The organism is Microcoleus sp. MON2_D5, from assembly GCF_036701905.1.
Taxonomy (GTDB): Bacteria; Cyanobacteriota; Cyanobacteriia; order Cyanobacteriales; family Microcoleaceae; genus Microcoleus.
Window position 1 is genome coordinate 15,014 of record NZ_JAUBRM010000045.1, and the last position, 18,559, is coordinate 33,572.

Here is an 18,559-nt window from a genome sequence, read left to right on the forward strand (position 1 = left end):
GGCAAGTAAAATACCAGGTAGGTCCTATCTTTCTTGTAAAACACTCTTATAAGTCTTAAAACGTGCTATAATATCTATTATTCGTAGACAGAGTTTATCCCCTCTGCTCTCCGAATGATATGTTATAAATAACGACTTATGAGTACGAAATATCAATTCAATTCTTTACCTGACAGTGCTATTGTCTATAGAGCTTTACTCCGTCGTCAATGGATTGACGAAGCAAACTTAGTTGTATTTTCCGCTTATTTACTGCGAGCGAATGAACCGGGTTTATCGGTGACAATTGCCAGTGTTTGTTCCCCCGAACAATGTGCAGCAAATTTCAACAATTGTTACGGAGTTGCTAGTCTGCAAGTAGGACAAATTCGTGAATTAGGTTTAGATGCAGTACCTGATTCAGCATCCCACGCTCAGATTGTCGGTTTACCTCAGGTGAAAGATGATCGAAACAGAGCTGAAAGATTGGCCGATTTGTTAGCACAGCGATCGAGCATCGTATGGCAACCTTCGCAAACATAGCTTAGCAAGTTGTCCGCTCAAATCCGGGTTAAAAACCCCTGAGAATACTGGGCGGTTTCAACCGCCCAGTATTTCTTTGGCGATCGCCTCCACCACAGGTACACAAACCGAATTCCCAATTTGCTTGTAACTTTCCCCCGCACTTGAATAACTCTTAAAATCTTCAGGAAAACCCATAAGACGGTAACATTCCTTCAGCGTCAACTTTCTCACCATATCTTGCTCAGGAATGTAGATAAAAAACCTGCCCGATGTTTCTTGCGACGGAATTGTGGGATGCACTCCATCTACCGAATAAATGCGATTAGGCTGTCTGTGAACTCTCGATAAATGTTCTGTATTTGGCCTCACGCCAGTTTTCCAAGTACCTTTATTTCTGTAACCTACAAACAAAAGTCCCGAATCTTGCTTTCTCGGAGACTCAATTAAAGTATACTCGGATTTATCCAATATTTCAAAATCCCCTGTCTCGTCTAGAAATTCCCTGAGTTGCGGAGGAAACTTGCTTTTAAGTCGAGAAAAATTGAATTCTTTACCTTTAGTTGCAATAATGAATATTCTTTCACGATGTTGAGGAATTCCAAAGTCTTTAGCATTCAGCATTTTGTAATTCACGCTGTATCCTAAATCTTCCAGACTGGCAATAATTACTTTTAAGGTATTTCCCTTGTCATGATGGATTAAGTGCTTGACATTTTCGAGAACGATAACTTTAGGCTGCTTGATTTTGATAATTTTACAAATCTCGAAAAATAGCGTGCCTCTAGTATCTTCAAAACCCAGCTTTTTGCCACAGATGCTAAAAGGTTGGCACGGAAACCCGGCGACTAAAATATCAAAGTTGGCTAAATCGGCGGGATTGATGTTACTGATGTCGGCAAAAGGAACCTCACCGAAATTTTTCTGGTAAACTTCTCGGCATTTGCTGTTAATTTCGCAGGAAAAAACGCATTCAAAGCCTATCTTTTCAAAGCCTTGTCGGAAACCTCCTATTCCTGAAAACAAATCTATAAATTTCATTTCTGCTTAGCTTTAATACCAACAAATTCTATATACAATAATAACCGATTTTGCATCATATATAAGTGAGCAACGACTAAAAAAACACAATACCCAGAACCCCGACTTCTTGAAAAAGTCGGGGATCTAAGAGCGATCGCGTCTTAAGTTCACTCATCAATTTCTCTGTCCAGCCCGATCGACTGTAGCATAGGAGCGATCGGCAAATTGCAGGAATTGTCGATCGCCCGAAATTTCCCCCGCATTCAACCAACCAATGTCCCAAACTTGTCCCGCAGCCGACTAAACTAGAAATAGCAGCAAAAAATACAGCTATTGTTTACTTTCTTTCACCAACCATGAGTCAAACCTTGGAAAACCTCACCGCAATTGATGACAAGCTATCCAAACGCCACATCGACCTCGATCCAGGCGGCTACTTCATCATCTATCTCGATCGCGAAACCAGCTTAATTTGTGCCAAACACTTCACCAACATCATCGACGATCGAGGCCTCGCCGTCGATCCGGAAACTGGCAAACCCATCCCCGCCCGTGGCAAAGTAGAACGCACCCAATCCACACTTTTTACCGGCCGAACCGCCAAAGAACTTTGCGTCAAAATCCTAGAAGAAACCCGCCCCTGTCCGGTGACAATGTTAGATCACGCGGCTTATCTGGGACGGGAATTTGTACGGGCAGAAATTGCCTTGTTGAGCGATCGAGAATACGTTCAAGATTAGTGCAGCCCTGCCTTAATTTCTTGACAAAACGCCAACCGATCGAATTTATCAGCACCCGATCACGAAAAACCTTGATACCAGAAATAAGTCACCATCGGAATCACTGTCGCCAACACCAACAGCACAACCACAACAACTGTGGCATTGCCTTGGTCTGTTTCTTCAGCTTTTTTAAACGTGCCTTCAACTTGAATGTTGTCAACAACTTCAGGAGGACCCGGATCGGGTTCGCCCGACAAAACAGTTGCAATGCGCGTACTTGCAGCCGCAAATGCCTCGTTGTATTTATTGGCTTCCCGCAGCGGCACTTGCACGGTTTCCCCAGCTACACTCTGGGCAATTTCATCGGGTAGCAGGGATTTCACCCCTTCCCCCGTCCGAATTGCCGCGCTGTTGGTAACAGTGTCGAGAACGAGTAAAATTTGATTAGTCTGGTCTTCTTTTTCGGGAAACCACTGTTCAAACAGTTGGTCGGTGAAAGTGGCAGTCGTTTCGCCGTAGTCTAAGCGGTGGATGGTGACAAACCTGACTTGTTTCCCTGTTTTGTTTTCCAGGTTGTCGAGCACGCTGCTGATATTGCTTTCGCTGCTGCGGCTGAGCACGTCGCCTTTGTCGAACACCCAAGTTCGATCGCCAGCCGACAACACGGGCATTTCGTAAACGCCAGTGGCCAATGCCGGCAATACTGCCATCTGGGATGCGATTAGGGCGATCGCGATCGTCGCCGCCAAAGGTTGGAGATATTTTCTCCAGTTAAATAATTGCTTCAGGAGTCGGGTCATGAGGTTAACCGTAAAACTGACTTTTTTCCAAAAATACTATAGAAACCCCCGTAAAATTCATTTTATGCAGGGCAATATTTACAATTAGCTCGCCACTGGAACTCCCCGCCCTATTATTTTAGGATTCTAACTATGGAACCAGCAGACACTTATAAAGGTTGGATTATTCAATCCCAGAAAGTCTTCTACGTCGAGGTTTGGGATAGCCGCGGCAACCGCCATGTCGCCGTCCAAAATGCCAAGACTGAGGAGGAAGCTTTGGAATTGGCCAAAAAGTGGATAGACAAATATGAGTCAAAACCCGGAAGAATGCCGATCGACGTACCCCATCCTTTCGGAGACATGATCGATATGCCATTTTAACTCAGTTGACTGTTGACTGTTAACTGTTGACTGTTAACATTACAGCTTGTCGGGTACTCTACTAGAGACAAAACCTCTTCAAATCGAGCAATTATTGCAACTGACGCATCCGAAGAATAGGCCAGTTGCGTTTCGGACTGCATTTGTCATGAGATAAAATTACGAAATTCCTCGCAATTTCCGCGTATTTTCTACCAAACTCCGAGCAAATTCGTCGAACCTTTCAGACAGTTTTTCATCCAACAATTTACCATCAGGACTAAAAGCTTTCCAAGCTTGTCCGATCGCAATTTGTTCGGGAATTACCCAAGCGTGCACCCATCTCAAAATCACGCGCAAATCGTTGAGTGCGTTGTTGTTAACTTGCCCTCCCAAAACGCTAATCCCACCCGCAACTTTCCCGTCCAAATGCTCAAAACTCATCAAATCCAGGGCATTCTTGAGAGCACCGCTGATGCTACCGTGATACTCCGGCGTTGCCAAAATCAAGGCGTCGGCTTGCTTAACCGCATTCTGCAGCTTTTCCACATCGGGGTAATCGATATAATCATTCTCACCATTGCAGAATGGCAGATTGAGCGATCGCAAATCGAATATTTCAATTTCCGCGCCCAGGGCTTGCGCCCGTTCTGCTGCCACATTCAATGCTAACTGGCTGTATGAACCAGCCCGCAAACTTCCACCAATGCCGACAATTTTTACCATAAAGCTTAAAAACAAAAACTGATTTACTAAAACGTACTCATTACGAGTATGATTAACATAGCAAGTTCGATCGGCAACTGTCAAGTAAAGTTTCCGATGTAGAAAATAGAAGGAAGAACACAAGGTTATGGGTAGGAGGGGTGAGTGCTCGCCCGGTAAGGGAAAACAGACTCGGATCGTTCACAAACCGCTATTTTGAGGGCCCTCTTAAGATCCCCGCGAGAGATAAACCCATCCAACACCCGCCATCTTGTTAAAATAAATGAACGTAGCAAACTAAAAGCGGTCAATCTTGGCAGTCTTCAACATTGGGCAAAGCAATATGAAAAATTCTTGGAAACACGCATGGCTGGGGCATCTAGCTGTAAACAAAGACAAGTCGAGCCAGAATCCTAAAAAATCAATTCCAGGACGGAATCTTTGGCGCATCCTGGGCAGTTTGGTGATTTCTCAAGGAATATTGCTCTCGACCCCGGTGTTTGCCGACAGCGCGCCAAACACCATGAGTTACAGCCAACTGATCGACAACATAGAAAAAGGGCAAATCAGTAAAATCGAAGTAGACGAAACTCAAAAAACTGCCAAGGTTAGGCTAAAAAATCAAAAAAGCGATCAGACCCAATCAGTTAGTCTGTTCGACTACAACAACCGAGAACTGTACTCGCAAATCCGTGCCAAAAAGATTGACTTTGAAGTCAAACAAACAGCCGACAACGCCGCCGCAGTCAGTTTAGTAGTAAACTTGCTAGTGATTTTTGCAGTGTTGGCAGTGTTGATGGCCATCCTGCGCCGATCGACCCAATCTCAAGGAAATGCCATGAACTTCGGCAAATCCAGAGCTCGTTTCCAAATGGAAGCCAAAACCGGCGTGATGTTCGACGACGTAGCAGGCATCGAAGAAGCTAAAGAAGAACTGCAAGAAGTCGTAACCTTCCTCAAAAAACCCGAACGCTTCAACGCCATCGGCGCCAAAATTCCCAGAGGAGTTCTGTTAATCGGGCCTCCAGGAACCGGCAAAACAATGCTGGCAAAAGCCATCGCAGGCGAAGCAGCCGTCCCCTTCTTCAGCATCTCCGGTTCCGAATTTGTCGAAATGTTTGTCGGAGTCGGCGCCTCCCGCGTCCGCGACTTGTTCCGCAAAGCTAAAGAAAATTCGCCCTGCATCGTCTTCATCGACGAAATAGACGCCGTAGGAAGGCAGCGCGGCGCCGGTATCGGCGGCGGCAACGACGAACGCGAACAAACTCTCAACCAGTTGCTGACAGAGATGGACGGCTTTGAGGGTAACAGCGGCGTGATTGTGATTGCAGCTACTAACCGGCCCGACGTGCTCGATACCGCCCTGCTGCGGCCCGGCAGGTTCGATCGCCAAGTAACGGTAGATTTACCCAGTTACAAAGGGCGTTTGGGGATTTTGCAAGTTCACGCGCGCAACAAAAAACTCGACCCAGAAGTTGCCCTAGACACGATCGCCCGCCGCACTCCCGGCTTTTCCGGCGCCGACTTGGCAAACTTGCTCAACGAAGCAGCTATTCTCACAGCGAGGCGTCGCAAAGACACGATTACTAACCTAGAAGTTCACGACGCGATCGACCGGATCACGATCGGGCTTACCCTCAACCCGCTGCTGGACAGCAAGAAAAAGTGGATGACAGCATACCACGAAGTCGGACACGCCCTAGTCGCGACCATGCTCAAAAATGCTGACCCGGTGGAAAAAGTAACGATTATTCCCCGTTCCGGCGGCATCGAAGGCTTTACTAGCTTTGTACTCGACGACGAAATGCTCGACAGCGAAGGTTTAAGGAGTCGGGCTTTGCTGTTAAACCGAATTAAAGTAGCTTTGGGGGGACGAGCGGCGGAGGCCGAAATTTATGGCGATGCTGAAATCGACACCGGTGCTGGTAGCGATCTCAGAAAAGTTAGCAGTCTCGCGAGGGAGATGGTAACGCTTTACGGAATGTCGGATTTGGGGCCTGTGGCTTTGGAAAGTCCGAACAATGAGGTGTTTTTGGGCCAGAACTGGAATTCGCGATCCGAGTATTCCGAAGACATGGCAATCAAGATCGATCGCCAAGTCCGGGAAATTGCCTGTGAGTGCTACGAAGAAGCTCGCCGGATTATCCGCGAAAATCGGGCTTTGGTAGACAAACTTGTAGAAGCGCTGTTGGATGAAGAAACGATCGACGGCGACGAATTCCGCCAAATTGTCGAGCGGTACACCCAGTTGACCAAAAAAGAGTTGGCACCAACGTAAAGAGTCATTAGTCATTGGTCATTAGTCATTAGTTATTCAAGTTTGTAGTGAGGACTTTATTCCTCATTCTCCAAAAAATAAGGACTTTAGTCCTTACTACAAACCCAAAAAAATGACTTTTAACTAATTACTAATGACTACTATAGCAATCCTTGCAGGAGTCGTAAATTTTTACCCCACCCCAACCCTCCCCTTACGAAGGGGAGGGAGTAAGAAATTAACAAATGATGCGAGGATTGCTATCACTACTAACTAATGAGAAATTAAGATTGTTGCGCGTACATTTCCCGAAGTACCAAAGCCGGGTCTACCCAGCGGCCGCCGTACTTCAATCCCCAGTGCAAGTGAGGCCCACTCGTGCGGCCCGTCATCCCAACTCTGGCAATTCTCGCACCCGCAGGCACAGTTTGACCCTGCCAAATTTGCACGGTACCTTCGCTATCGGTATAATAACGCCCGCCGTTAGCCGTTAGCACTCGGCCTCTGAGGTGACAGTAGATGTGTTCCCAATTTCCCGATCGCACCACCATACCAGTGCCGCACCGGCCATCTTCCCAAACTTCCACAATTTGCCCGCCCCACCAATTGCGGATATAGCTGCCTTCCGGGGCGGCCAAGTCCAAACCGTAATGAAAATCCCCGCCACGGGGGCCGAAGGCGGAAGTGTATGTTTCAAAGTTTTCGACTGGAAAAGAAGCTTCTTGCCACAAATTACCCGTCGCTACTCTGTTTGGTAAGCCTGACTGAGCTTTGACCACCTGCTGCTGTAAATAAGGGCTGATCAAAACAATGCCGATCGAAAGTGCCAGCAGCAGCATCTGTCTGAGACGAAAAAAGCGTTTTGCCGTCAGCGGGCCTCTAGAGTTTTGCAGGATTTTTTTCACGGCTCAAAGTTAAATGTGTGTGCGAGTGTGCGTTGTCTGTTAGGCTCACATCTTGCACCAATGTCAATAAAGCTTTCAGGGTCGGGCTTTCCGGCCTACCCCACAAAAAAATCATTCTTTGTGGGGTGGGCCGGAGAGCCAGTTTCTGAGGTGCAAGATGGTAAGTTATGCCAATTCGCTGCAAGATTGGCTTTGAGCTCTACCCGCGATCGCGAATCAGTTTAATAACAACGTGTATCTTACTCCATCCAAAACCCGTGTCAAGGCTTCCGGGTAAATGCCCAAGGGTGATAAAAAAAAATTGGCCGAGGAATTGCTGCTGCGGTTGAATTCGATCGAGCTTTTGCTTGACACTATAGTTAAGTTCGGAGATTTTGGATAACATCCAAAATCTCAAATTCATCACAAACATCAAGCAATGCTTACTGAAATTTTTCCCTTTAGTTTTGCCATAGACGCAACTGCGATAGCCGGTGCGTCCTTGTGGTCTTTGGCCCTGTACTGGGGCCTGTCCCCCCTGACAGAATGGGTAATCCTGCAACTCAACCGCTGGATGAATTTTGCCGAGAGATCCCTCTACACCTCGGAAGCCGAGTTTGAAAGAACCCGCCAAGCGAGAGAAGCTCAAAATGCCTTTTACGCTTCGCTGTTGAGCATTTTGCCATTTTTGATTGTGGGCGGATTGTGCAATTGGGGCGTTGAATTGTCTCTGGGTACTGGTTGGGCGGTATCTATGGGTACGATCGCCTGTATTGGCGGCGGCGTTTACGAACTCGGCCGCCGAGACGCTCAATCTTAGGGGATTTTAGATTTTGGATTTTGGATTTTGGATTGCTGAAGATATTCGGGGATTCGCAGGGTTCTAGAATGGACGATCGTCTCAAATCCAAAACTCAAAATCTAAAATAGACGAGCAATTACATAAATCTTTGATAGGGCCGGTCAACCGCAGATATAAGGCAGATAAACACAGATAAACGCAGATAATTTTAAGAATAGTTATTGTAGGGTGCGTCAGTTGTACAATCTTCGCTAAATAGAGATCGTATTGTTGCTGACCCACCCTACGGCCTCAGATTCACTAATTATGTAGGGCACGCACTGCTCACCTTACGTCTGATTTGGGGATAAATCAAATGAAATACCAACCAGAACCAATATCATTAAATCAAGCCCGCGCCGCCTTCCAAAAAATCTGGGGATACGACGACTTTCGACCACCCCAAGGAGAAATCGTCGGTAGTTTATTAGCCGGAAAAGATACAATTATAATTATGCCGACAGGTGGTGGCAAATCAATCTGCTTTCAACTGCCAGCTTTGTTGCAAACAGGCTTAACTTTGGTTGTTTCGCCGTTAGTCGCACTGATGGAAAATCAAGTGCAAGAATTGCGCGATCGCAATCTGCCCGCTTCCCTCCTCCACAGTCAATTGCCAACAGCGCAGCGCCGACAAACTATGCAGTCGCTGCAACAAAACAAATTAAGATTGCTGTACCTGTCTCCCGAAACATTACTCAGCAAACCTGTTTGGGAAATTATCAGTCAGCCGCACATCCAAATCAACGGTTTAATATTAGATGAAGCTCACTGTTTAGTGCAGTGGGGTGATACTTTTCGACCAGCTTACCGCCGTTTGGGAACAGTGCGGCCTGCTTTGTTGAAAGCTAAACCAGCAAACAGTAAAATTGCGATCGCCGCTTTCACCGCTACCGCCAACCCGGAAGCACAGCAGACAATCAAAAATGTATTGCAACTGCGAAAACCAGAAGCCTTTCTGCTAAGTCCCTACCGTTCTAACCTGCACCTGCAAGTGCAGACTGTCTGGACGCCGAGAGGACGCAAGCAGCAATTATTAAATTTTATCAAAGAGCGACAAAAACAAGCAGGTTTAGTCTATGTCCGCACTAGAAAAGATAGCGAAAATTTGGCGGATTTGTTGAAAGAAGCAGGTTATGAAACAGCAGCATATCATGCAGGTTTAAGTCCAGAATCACGACGAAAAATAGAAACAGCTTGGCTGAACAATGAGCTTAAATTCGTGACTTGTACGTCAGCATTCGGGATGGGAATTAACAAGCCCGACGTTCGGTGGGTTGTTCACTTTCAAGCACCTTTGCTATTATCGGAATACATTCAGGAAATTGGTAGAGGCGGACGCGACGGCAAATCGGCGATCGCCCTGACATTGATTAGCGAACCTACGGGTTTGCTTTATCCTGAAGATAAACAAAGAGGGCAATTTTTTCAAGATAAATTGCGATCGCAATACCGAGAAGCTCAGCAATTGGCGAAAAAACTGCCAGTTAAAGGCGATATAGAAGCAGTTTCCCGTGAATTTCCCGAAAGCGATCTCGCCCTTTCAATCTTGCACAGCAGCGGACAATTAACATGGCAAGATCCTTTTAATTATGTGATCAATAAATCTCCACAGCGAAAAGCGGAAAAATTAAGTTTTAGCGCAGCGGAAGAAATGGCAAAATATCTCAAACATCGAGAGTGCAGGTGGCAATTTTTGCTGCAAGCTTTTGGTTTTACCAAGGAAGCTACATCAATGCGCTGCGGCCACTGCGATAATTGTCGATAAAATTGACGATTATACTCAAACGACTTAACCACTCCGACCAAAGAAACCGGGTTTTTTACCCAGTCTGCGGGCCCAAAGGAAGTAATACTGTGAAAAAACCGGGGTTTCGACGTACCGGTGCGATCGCGAACGAACTCACAGATGTTATGATTAAGATATTTGCTTTACACACTTGGCAAAAAATAGTAAAAAGTAAATGATAGAAACAGACACTGCGGCACAGATTTACACAGTAGAAAATACAGAGGAATTCGATCGCAGTAATGTCAATCAGCGATTAGATATTTGGCTGTCAAACCAGATACCGGACTTATCCCGATCGCGAATCCAAACTCTCATATCACAAGGCAACGTCAAAGTCAACGACGAAACCTGCACCTCGAAAAAAATATCAGTAAAAACGGGCGATCGCATCCAAATTATCCTACCTGAAATCCAAGCCACAAACTTGCAGCCCGAAGCAATTCCCCTCGACATTCTCTACGAAGACGACAGCCTAATTATCATCAACAAACCAGCCGGATTAGTCGTCCACCCAGCCGCCGGACACCAAGACGGTACATTAGTCAACGCCCTGTTAGCCCACTGTCCCCTAGCAGAAATAGGCGGAGTTCAGCGGCCGGGAATCGTCCACAGATTAGACAAAGATACAACAGGTGCGATCGCGATCGCCAAAACCGACATAGCCCACCAACACCTGCAAGCCCAACTCAAAACCAAAACCGCCCGCCGCGAATATTTAGGCATAGTTTACGGCGCTCCCAACACCGAAACAGGCACAATAGACCTACCCATCGGACGGCATCCCACAGACCGCAAAAAAATGGCAGTAGTACCAGTAGAAAAAGGCGGTCGCCCCGCAGTTACTCACTGGACAATCAAAGAAAGAATCGGCAACTATTGCTTAATGCACTATCAATTAGAAACCGGCCGCACTCATCAAATTCGCGTGCATACAGCCGAAATAAAACATCCGATTGTGGGCGACCCGATGTACAGTTCCAACCGTTCTATCGGCGTCAATTTAACCGGACAAGCCCTCCACGCATGGCGGCTGACATTGCAGCATCCCGTAACAGGAGAATTAATAGAGGCGATGGCACCTTTGCCAGATCAATTCAACACTTTGTTGAAAATATTGCGATTGCGAGCAAATATTTGATAATTGGTATAGCAGTCACCAAAGCTTGTAGGGCAAGTCGCCATCAGACGCTTGTAGAGCCTTGATCCGATTTTTGTCCTCATCTGCCTCTATCTGCTGCTATAACGGGAGCAGAATCTTTACTTTTTTGATAAGCAACCCTAAAGTGGTATAGAATCCCTTTGAGTATCTGTAAAACAATGACAACTCTTGTATTTGTACATGGCACAGGGGTACGACCAACTCAATACGAGGAGAATTTTGCGCTAATTCAAAAAAAGCTTGCTATCCAACGTCCCGATATCAAAGTCGTCCCTTGTTTGTGGGGCGAAAAGTTGGGAACCAAGTTAAATGCTCAAGGGGCATCTATACCTTTGTATGATGCGACACTAGCGCTGTCGGAAGAGGAGGAAGATAAGGAGATTTTGCTGTGGGAACAGCTATACTGTGAGCCCCTCTATGAATTACAGTTATTGTCACTGAAACCGAGTGAAGAAGGTTTTGCTAATCCTTTTGCAGAACAACCCAGTGATGAATTAGACTCTAGGTTGCAAAGATTTGAGCCTTCACCCGAACTGCAAGCGCTTTTGGTTGAGGCGGGAATTGCTTTGGTGTTTGATGAAGCACTACAAACAGTTATTCGCAGTGAAGCCTATCATGAAGCTTTGCAAAAAGCATCAGACTCCTTAAGTGAGTATTGTGATGCTATAGCAAGAGCGATTGTCGCTCAGGCAATGTTTTACTGTGAACAACAGCAGAAATATCCGTCAATTCTCACCAATGCTGACTTGCGGGATAAAGTGGTAGAAACGCTCAGTTGTGCTTTGGGAGAAGCGGAGTTGGGATTGGGAGGTTGGGTGTGGAACGCTCTTTCTTTGCTAGCGCATCCAACAACGTTGGCTATAAAGCGCAAGCGCGGCAGCATTACAGACGCAATTTCACCCTTTCCTTGCGATATCTTGCTTTATCAGAGTCGAGGAGAAAAAATTCGCCAATTTATCCGAGAAATTATTGAGCAAGCTGAACCACCAGTAGTCTTACTAGCTCATAGCTTGGGAGGAATTGCTTGCGTTGATTTGCTCGTCAAAGAACACTTGGAGAAAGTGGCGCTATTATTGACAGTTGGTTCCCAAGCACCATTTTTATATGAGATTAATGCGCTACACAGTTTAGAATTTGGTGAACCGCTACCAGAGCATTTCCCAGCTTGGCTGAATATATACGATTTACGGGATTTTCTCAGTTACGTTGGTGCTAATGTGTTCCCGAATAAAGTGCAGGATGTGTTGGTAGATAGCAAACAAACGTTTCCGCGATCGCACAGCGCTTACTGGGAAAATCCTGCAACATGGAAAGCGATTATTCCCAGACTGCCATGATCCAGATAATTGCTAAACCAGAGCGGACTTACGGCTTGGTTGTGGGTATCGAGAAATACAGTGATACTCGTTGGAACGTAGGGAACGGCGGCGGGCCTGCTAATGATGCTCTCAAGTTTGCAGAATGGCTGTGTAGTAGAAAAGTGCTGAAAGACAATATCCGGTTATGCTTGTCACCGCTAGAAGAAAATAATCACTTAGTTCAGCAATCCGACTTAAAAGTACAGGAAGCAACAGAACATAATTTATCTGAAATAATTGAGAATGATTTGTCTCAAAAGACAGGGGATTTACTTTTTATTTTTTGGGCAGGACATGGCTTGCTGACTGTAGAAAGAGAACGCAGACTGCTATGTGCAGATATGACTTCGCAGAACTGGCGCAACCTAAATTTAGATTCTTTGTTTCTTTTATTACAGTCCGATCGCTTTAAAATACGGAATCATATTTGCATTGTTGATACCTGTGCGAACTTCCCAGAGTTAAAAGAACTTCCCAAAAAGTTGAATGGTAAAGGCTTTTCTAGCAGTCCTTCGAGGGAGGACAGTCGAAAATTTGTTTTCTTTGCCACTAGGGAGGGGGAAAAAGCCAAAGTCAACCCTCAAGAAAAAACAGGGTATTTTTCTCAGTCTGTGATAGATGCCTTGAAAAAGGAATCTTTGGAATATTGGCCTCCAAATATGGAGATAATTGCTAAGAAAGTAAAGCAACAAGTTACCAGCTTAGGTAAACAACAACAGCCAACTATTTACACTTATAATTGGGAGGGTGATAGAGATGATTATCTTCCAACCCATTTTAGGGAACCAGAGAAACTCCCCCAAGCAAACGATGATTTGGCAACAAATTTCTCAGCAAACCCACCAATATCATTAATTCCAGACACCACAACTTTTGAGTTTGAAGTGGTAACTGTGGATGCTCAAGGGCGAGAAACTAAACCTTGCCACAAACAGGCACAATACTTTGTAGAAATTTTGGACGATGCTGTTAAGCTGGAAATGGTTTCCATCCCAGGTGGTAAATTTACAATGGGAGCGACCCAAGAAGAACTTGAATCCCGCGAGGATGAACGTCCCCGACATCTAGTTAATGTAAAACCCTTCTTTATGGGTAAGTATCCCATCACTCAGGCACAGTGGAGAGCGATCGCATCCCGACCAAAAATCAAGCATGACCTCGACCCCGATCCATCCTGCTTTAAAGGGGATAATCGACCCATTGAGCGAGTTTCTTGGTATGATGCTGAGGAGTTTTGCGATCGACTGTCGCAGAAAACAAGACGATTTTATCGTTTACCAACCGAAGCCGAATGGGAATACGCCTGTCGCGCCCAAACCACAACCCCATTTCATTTTGGTGCAACCATTACAACAGAACTAGCCAACTATTGCGGACAGGATAAAAATACAAAAGCTTGTTTTTATAAAAGAACTTATCGGAATGGACCCAAGGGAATTTATCGTCAAGAAACAAGCGAAGTTGATATTTTTTCAGCTAATACCTTCGGACTACACGATATGCACGGTAATGTCTGGGATTGGTGTGCTGACTATTACCACAACAACTATCAGGAAGCACCATCTGATGGCAGTATGTGGCTGATTAATGGAAATGAAGAAGGTCGAATATTGCGCGGTGGTTCGTGGAATTCGCCTCCCAACATATGCCGTTCTGCATCTCGTTTTCTTGGTAATCCCAGTAGCAGTAATAAAAATATTGGCTTTCGAGTTGTCTGCTCTTTTGTATAAAGTCTAAAGTCCATTGTTAAATGGTTACGACTCTTCTTGCATGAGTCCAGCTATATTTTCCTTCAATAATGCAAGGCTTAAGGGATCAGAAACCAAAACACTCGTCTCCTCACGTATTTGAGCGTCTGGATTCATTAGTGATTTATCACACTTATCACACTTATCTCGATATCGGTGAGAAAGCCAGTCCCAACTGCCTACTACTGCCAATTTATTATCCCATAACAAAATTCTTTGATTTGTTCCTTCGCTGCGCGAACGACTGAGGCACGACTTGGGATATGAAGTAAATAAATCCCTCAGAAGTTTCTCAGATTCAGCATCATTATCATCATTGTTTGCATAACTTTCACGAGCCGGATTGACATATCCGTAAACTACTTTCACCTGAACACCTCTTTCCAAGGCTGAAACAATATTATCAGCAAATTGTTTGGGTTCGTCTCCTCGAATCCAAGGAGTTACTACTATCAGTTCTTGTTCTACTTCCTGAATAGCTCTATTAAAATACTCCAAATGCTGGCAATTAGAAACTATAGGAATATCAATAGCAGAGTCTTTATAAGGATTTTCTAAGTCAGATTTAGATTTATAATCGAAAACCAATCCATTTTTTTGAATATGTTTGACAAGCAGATCGGTATAGCCCCCTGCTTTCTCCAGTCGATAAAGGTTGCCGACCAAAATAAAAAGTTCTTCGGCTCTAGATACAGCTACATTAAGAAGGTTGAGTTTTCTGTTAATAAAACTAAAGTTATCCTGCGAGCGGCATACTTTTGTGGATAGAATTATTACTCGCTTCTGCGAACCTTGAAAACGATGAATAGTCCCAATATCATCTTTCTGAAATCCCGGAAAATTTCTTCTACTACGTAAATCATTCCTCAAAGCATCAGCATGAACTTTAAAGGGTGAAATTATACTAATGTCTGCAAGGGAATAACCTTGATTCAAAAGGCGCGGAATTAACTCACGTATCGCAGTAACTTCTTGCTGATTTACATTCCCCTCAATATTTCCCTCAACATGGTGAGCAATTAAGTTTGTTTTCAATGGTGAGACTCTTGGTTGTGTCTTTACCTCTAATCCATATCGAGCAATATTATTGCAATATTCAATAATACTAGGTTGGCAGCGGTAATGCTCCATCAAACGAATCCCATTACCTGTATTGCCATCTTCTCCAGTTGCTCCGGCGGCGCGATGATAGGTAGTCGCCTTATCTATCTTTTCGGGACTGTAACGAAGATAATCATTTTCAGTTAACCCTTTGTTAAGAAATGCTGTCTGACAGTAGTCCTCGCGTCTCTGGTTACTCAGAGTGATTATAGGCTCAATTTGAAGCGGATCGCCTACAATAATAGCCTTGCGAGATCGCACCAGTAAAGGAAATGTCTGATGCTGCGGTATCATTCCAGCTTCGTCTATTATTGCACAGTCAACACATTCCTCGATATGCGGCAGCATATTACTTACTGAAAGCAACGTGCAGGTGATGACAGGAAATATCAAACTCAACGCTTTCATATTCTCATCCAGATTGCCAGACAAATTTTGCCAAGCTTGAGGATGGTATGACAGAAAATTGGGGCGTTGCTGAATACAAGTATGAATTCAAGTTTTCGGAATGGTTATAAGCCAAGTAGAGTGAGTTTGGTAACATCAAGCGAAAAGTTTATTCATACCGTGAATCAGCAACGCCAAAATTGGAATAGAGGGTCAACGCCTGTTTTACATTCTCCTTACGTCGCAGTGCTTCTTGATTAAGAAATTGCCACGATAGTTCAAATAAACTTTTGTGTTCTTCATGGTAACGCTTATGGAAGGTGTAAAAATCGTCTATTACAACATCTAATCTGTTGTTTAAAGCAGTTAATTCTCTAAGATATTGCTCGGACTCTTTCTCTAAAATGACTATATTTTCAGAAGTTTCTATTTGGTTAGATTGAACCGTTTGTAACTCTCTAGCTAAGTCTAGCGCTCGCCGAACAAAATGCAAATTTTCAACTAGGACACTGCGACTTCCAGGAGCTTCCAAGCGAAAAGAGGTATTTGGGTGGTTTAACGTTTGCAGTATATCTGATTCACAAGCTTGCTTCAGCTTGCCCAATACATTTTTTTCTGTGCTACGAGTAAACCAAAGCCACAATCTTTTCCACCAAGGTAATATGCCTTCGGATAATCGCGACAGAGCCGTATCAAATCTGACCCGAATTCTTTCATAACAATCTATAGGAATCTGTGCATAGTCTGCCAGTTCTTCTGCTCGCCTTTCAAGCTGAGTTAGAGCGGTATTTTCGGTTTCCAGTTTAATTTTAAGTGCCTGTAACTTTTCTAGAAGATAAGGTTTTCGTTGATTATCGTCGTCACGTTGGTGGCGCAGTTGTAGATAGTTATTTTGCTGTTCTGATAGCTCATCCTTAATTATTGTAATCTCCTGAGCTAGAGAGGCTAAACGAGCTTCCTCAAAAACACCTTTTTCTAAATAATCCAGTGAATCTTTGAGCTGATTTTTAGCAAACTTTTCAATTTTTTCTCTTTTATTTCCGCCCTCTAAATAAAAGAGACGCTCTCCTCCCTCCTGCTTCAGCTTTTCGATAACATTATCTACTGCTTTATTGTTGGTACTACTGACAATTGTTAAGTTATTAATGTCCTCACCTGTTTCAATCAACCGGAGTGCGCGTTTCACAACTTGCTGGGCAATTAAATGCACAATCAGAGTTGTTTTCCCAGAACCGGGTGGCCCTTGAACAGCAGTCATAGGTTGGGATTTTGCCTGCTTCAATACTTCTAATTGTGAGGTGGTCGGTGGATCGGTTGGAAAAGCACCGAAATAGGTATCTTCCTCTTCTGGCTGTGTCGGTTCACCAAATAAGTATTCATAGGCTGGATGACGTTGTTTCAACCAATATCTTGAGCTAGTCTTGATTTTTTCCAGATCTTTTTTGAGATTCTTAGAAAATCCATTTCCCTGAAACTCGAACAAGTATGGTTGTCGTTTAATATCTTTAATCTGGTATGAGCGAGGTAGAGCGACTACTTTTATCCAGGTTTCATAAGTTTCTTCAAAGTCTAAACCGAACTTACTATTGAGCAAGTGCCTAAGTCCGTCTTGAATTTTTAATTGCTCCCGTTCTTCGTCATCAAGATTAAAAAACTGAGCTAAATTTTCTCCTGCCTCTGCCAATTTGAGGTCGTCGATGTTCCACCCTTCTGCTTGGTATCTTCCTTTAAGGATGGATGTCACATCCAAGCTAAATAGAGGACGAAGATAATATTTTTGTTTGTCTTCGTCTTGAGTACGAATTAGGGGAAATGACAATGCCCACGCAGTCTCCTGTTGACCTGATTGTCCTGTGTTAACGTTTTTTTGGATTTCTAAAAAGGTAGTTTGCTCGATGAATACACGATTACCTTGTAGTTCTATACCGCGCAACTTAGCTGCATCTGGTGAAACGGCTGCTTTACTATAATCATCCAAAGCGATATACTCTAACCAGGCGTTGAGAATTTTATCTACCTTGAGTGCTTTGTTCAAGATTCCCTCCAGGATATTGTTTTTACCTTAACTGTTTTTTATAGCACAAGTGTCACTTTGATGCTAGTGCAAGTCTGGGATGGTACGGCTCTGTGCAAATTTGTTGATGTCCAACATATCGATGTAGGCGTTGTTCTCATTTCCCCCACTTTTATCTACTCCTCTAGGTGCGATCGAGTTCTTGCAACCCTGACACCAGATTGCCCAGTTCCATGACGTAAGCACCCCTAATCTTCTTTTTGTTGCTAAAACTCACTTTGGCATCACTAAATACAACTACTGGAGTGACCTTGGTTAACTTCTTAGCTTTTTTGATAGCCGTAACTTCTTTGGCAATCTGTGCCAGAAAATCTTTCTCAAAATCTCTCAATTTCCCGTAAGATTGACGCTTGAGCACATCCCCATCCAACAGAACTACCGTTGAGTGAGACTTCACATCAAGGATAAAATTGACTCCTTTAGGCGATCGCAGCCACACATCGATATCGCCTACTTGCGGCAATCTTAAATTGTACTCAGCTATCCATCCAGATTGGATTAGGGACTCCAAAACTTGCTGAATCTTTTCTTCACCACACGCGCCTTGGTCAAATCTCTGAGACGACTTCCAAAACGTTTTCCCGTCCTCAATGAACGGAAGGGCGATTAATGCCCCAATCAAAAGAGCCGCGACCAAAAATAAAGGAGCAAAAGGTGCTACCGCGTATACCAGCAGTGGCAACAACATCAACCCTGTTGCGGCACCGTACCTGTATAAGGCTTTGCTACGAAGCTGTTGAGCATGGCGACGCAATGGTTTTCCAGCACCTTCGTTATATTGCGGCTGCATAAATGCACCTATGTACTTAGAGTTAACAATGGGAAAAGGTCGAATTATTTTTCTTCCTTCTTCCTTCTTCCTTCTTCC

17 protein-coding genes are annotated in these 18,559 nt (G+C 44.4%); 9 read left to right on the forward strand and 8 right to left on the reverse strand.

Translation table 11 applies throughout. The annotated features are described in order from the left end of the window. The first annotated feature begins 138 nt into the window (after positions 1–138). Complete coding sequence (locus QUA47_RS17760) at positions 139–522, forward strand: hypothetical protein (RefSeq protein ID WP_333217383.1); 384 nt, start codon at positions 139–141, stop codon at positions 520–522. Between the two features lie 57 nt (positions 523–579). Here the strand turns inward: QUA47_RS17760 and dcm are convergent, their stop codons facing one another. Next, positions 580–1,542, reverse strand: coding sequence for a DNA (cytosine-5-)-methyltransferase (gene dcm, locus QUA47_RS17765; RefSeq protein WP_333431693.1), 963 nt, complete (start codon positions 1,540–1,542; stop codon positions 580–582). A 338-nt stretch (positions 1,543–1,880) separates the two neighbouring features. Between dcm and QUA47_RS17770 the strand changes: the two genes are divergently transcribed. Continuing rightward, a complete protein-coding gene (locus QUA47_RS17770; RefSeq protein WP_006635547.1) occupies positions 1,881–2,264 on the forward strand; it encodes a DUF4346 domain-containing protein in 384 nt (127 codons plus the stop codon). Between the two features lie 59 nt (positions 2,265–2,323). Here the strand turns inward: QUA47_RS17770 and psb32 are convergent, their stop codons facing one another. Then, complete coding sequence (gene psb32 / locus QUA47_RS17775; protein ID WP_006635546.1) at positions 2,324–3,046, reverse strand: photosystem II repair protein Psb32; 723 nt, start codon at positions 3,044–3,046, stop codon at positions 2,324–2,326. Positions 3,047–3,178: 132 nt separating this feature from the next. On the opposite strand from psb32, the gene QUA47_RS17780 reads away from it, so the two are divergent. Further along, positions 3,179–3,409: a hypothetical protein gene (locus tag QUA47_RS17780; protein ID WP_006635545.1), complete on the forward strand. Its 231-nt coding sequence runs from the start codon at positions 3,179–3,181 to the stop codon at positions 3,407–3,409. A gap of 159 nt (positions 3,410–3,568) precedes the next feature. Here the strand turns inward: QUA47_RS17780 and QUA47_RS17785 are convergent, their stop codons facing one another. Beyond that, a complete protein-coding gene (locus tag QUA47_RS17785; RefSeq protein WP_445302524.1) occupies positions 3,569–4,198 on the reverse strand; it encodes an NADPH-dependent FMN reductase in 630 nt (209 codons plus the stop codon). Positions 4,199–4,436: 238 nt separating this feature from the next. On the opposite strand from QUA47_RS17785, the gene ftsH reads away from it, so the two are divergent. Further along, positions 4,437–6,371, forward strand: coding sequence for an ATP-dependent zinc metalloprotease FtsH (gene ftsH, locus QUA47_RS17790; RefSeq protein WP_333403859.1), 1,935 nt, complete (start codon positions 4,437–4,439; stop codon positions 6,369–6,371). 263 nt (positions 6,372–6,634) lie between these two features. On the opposite strand, the gene QUA47_RS17795 is transcribed toward ftsH, so the two are convergent. Both QUA47_RS17795 and QUA47_RS17800 read right to left on the reverse strand, forming a co-directional pair. Further along, on the reverse strand, positions 6,635–7,255 hold the full coding sequence (locus tag QUA47_RS17795) for a M23 family metallopeptidase (RefSeq protein ID WP_445243744.1): 621 nt from the start codon (positions 7,253–7,255) through the stop codon (positions 6,635–6,637). A gap of 199 nt (positions 7,256–7,454) precedes the next feature. After that, positions 7,455–7,640, reverse strand: a complete 186-nt coding sequence (locus tag QUA47_RS17800) for a hypothetical protein (protein ID WP_333431694.1) — start codon at positions 7,638–7,640, stop codon at positions 7,455–7,457. Between the two features lie 33 nt (positions 7,641–7,673). Here QUA47_RS17800 and QUA47_RS17805 point away from each other — a divergent pair, with 33 nt between their 5' ends. From QUA47_RS17805 to QUA47_RS17825, 5 genes are all read left to right on the forward strand, one after another. Continuing rightward, the gene (locus QUA47_RS17805; RefSeq protein ID WP_006635540.1) at positions 7,674–8,054 is read left to right on the forward strand and encodes a hypothetical protein; all 381 of its coding nucleotides are present in this window, start codon (positions 7,674–7,676) and stop codon (positions 8,052–8,054) included. Positions 8,055–8,391: 337 nt separating this feature from the next. Beyond that, positions 8,392–9,840, forward strand: coding sequence for a RecQ family ATP-dependent DNA helicase (locus QUA47_RS17810; RefSeq protein WP_333431695.1), 1,449 nt, complete (start codon positions 8,392–8,394; stop codon positions 9,838–9,840). A gap of 196 nt (positions 9,841–10,036) precedes the next feature. Further along, on the forward strand, positions 10,037–11,002 hold the full coding sequence (locus tag QUA47_RS17815) for an RluA family pseudouridine synthase (RefSeq protein WP_333431696.1): 966 nt from the start codon (positions 10,037–10,039) through the stop codon (positions 11,000–11,002). Positions 11,003–11,181: 179 nt separating this feature from the next. Next, positions 11,182–12,360 carry a hypothetical protein gene (locus QUA47_RS17820; RefSeq protein WP_333431697.1) on the forward strand — a complete coding sequence of 393 codons (1,179 nt, stop codon included), beginning with the start codon at positions 11,182–11,184 and terminating at the stop codon, positions 12,358–12,360. Next, positions 12,330–14,111 (forward strand): formylglycine-generating enzyme family protein, encoded by a 1,782-nt coding sequence (locus tag QUA47_RS17825; RefSeq protein WP_333431698.1) that lies wholly within the window; start codon positions 12,330–12,332, stop codon positions 14,109–14,111. Before QUA47_RS17820 ends, QUA47_RS17825 begins: the two co-directional genes overlap by 31 nt. Positions 14,112–14,135: 24 nt before the next feature. Here the strand turns inward: QUA47_RS17825 and QUA47_RS17830 are convergent, their stop codons facing one another. The 3 genes from QUA47_RS17830 to QUA47_RS17840 all read right to left on the reverse strand — a co-directional run bounded on the left by QUA47_RS17830 (position 14,136) and on the right by QUA47_RS17840 (position 18,481). Next, on the reverse strand, positions 14,136–15,638 hold the full coding sequence (locus QUA47_RS17830; RefSeq protein WP_333431699.1) for an AAA domain-containing protein: 1,503 nt from the start codon (positions 15,636–15,638) through the stop codon (positions 14,136–14,138). Between the two features lie 148 nt (positions 15,639–15,786). Continuing rightward, positions 15,787–17,652, reverse strand: coding sequence for an AAA domain-containing protein (locus QUA47_RS17835; RefSeq protein WP_333431700.1), 1,866 nt, complete (start codon positions 17,650–17,652; stop codon positions 15,787–15,789). A gap of 163 nt (positions 17,653–17,815) precedes the next feature. Further along, complete coding sequence (locus tag QUA47_RS17840; protein WP_333431701.1) at positions 17,816–18,481, reverse strand: NERD domain-containing protein; 666 nt, start codon at positions 18,479–18,481, stop codon at positions 17,816–17,818. Positions 18,482–18,559: the final 78 nt, after the last annotated feature.

Coding starts and splice junctions, on each gene's coding strand:
- QUA47_RS17760 (WP_333217383.1), top strand. CDS start 139: ATGAGTACGAAATATCAATTCAATTCTTTACCTGACAGTGCTATTGTC.
- dcm (WP_333431693.1), bottom strand. CDS start 1,542: ATGAAATTTATAGATTTGTTTTCAGGAATAGGAGGTTTCCGACAAGGC.
- QUA47_RS17770 (WP_006635547.1), top strand. CDS start 1,881: ATGAGTCAAACCTTGGAAAACCTCACCGCAATTGATGACAAGCTATCC.
- psb32 (WP_006635546.1), bottom strand. CDS start 3,046: ATGACCCGACTCCTGAAGCAATTATTTAACTGGAGAAAATATCTCCAA.
- QUA47_RS17780 (WP_006635545.1), top strand. CDS start 3,179: ATGGAACCAGCAGACACTTATAAAGGTTGGATTATTCAATCCCAGAAA.
- ftsH (WP_333403859.1), top strand. CDS start 4,437: ATGAAAAATTCTTGGAAACACGCATGGCTGGGGCATCTAGCTGTAAAC.
- QUA47_RS17800 (WP_333431694.1), bottom strand. CDS start 7,640: ATGTTATCCAAAATCTCCGAACTTAACTATAGTGTCAAGCAAAAGCTC.
- QUA47_RS17805 (WP_006635540.1), top strand. CDS start 7,674: ATGCTTACTGAAATTTTTCCCTTTAGTTTTGCCATAGACGCAACTGCG.
- QUA47_RS17810 (WP_333431695.1), top strand. CDS start 8,392: ATGAAATACCAACCAGAACCAATATCATTAAATCAAGCCCGCGCCGCC.
- QUA47_RS17815 (WP_333431696.1), top strand. CDS start 10,037: ATGATAGAAACAGACACTGCGGCACAGATTTACACAGTAGAAAATACA.
- QUA47_RS17820 (WP_333431697.1), top strand. CDS start 11,182: ATGACAACTCTTGTATTTGTACATGGCACAGGGGTACGACCAACTCAA.
- QUA47_RS17825 (WP_333431698.1), top strand. CDS start 12,330: ATGGAAAGCGATTATTCCCAGACTGCCATGATCCAGATAATTGCTAAA.
- QUA47_RS17830 (WP_333431699.1), bottom strand. CDS start 15,638: ATGAAAGCGTTGAGTTTGATATTTCCTGTCATCACCTGCACGTTGCTT.
- QUA47_RS17840 (WP_333431701.1), bottom strand. CDS start 18,481: ATGCAGCCGCAATATAACGAAGGTGCTGGAAAACCATTGCGTCGCCAT.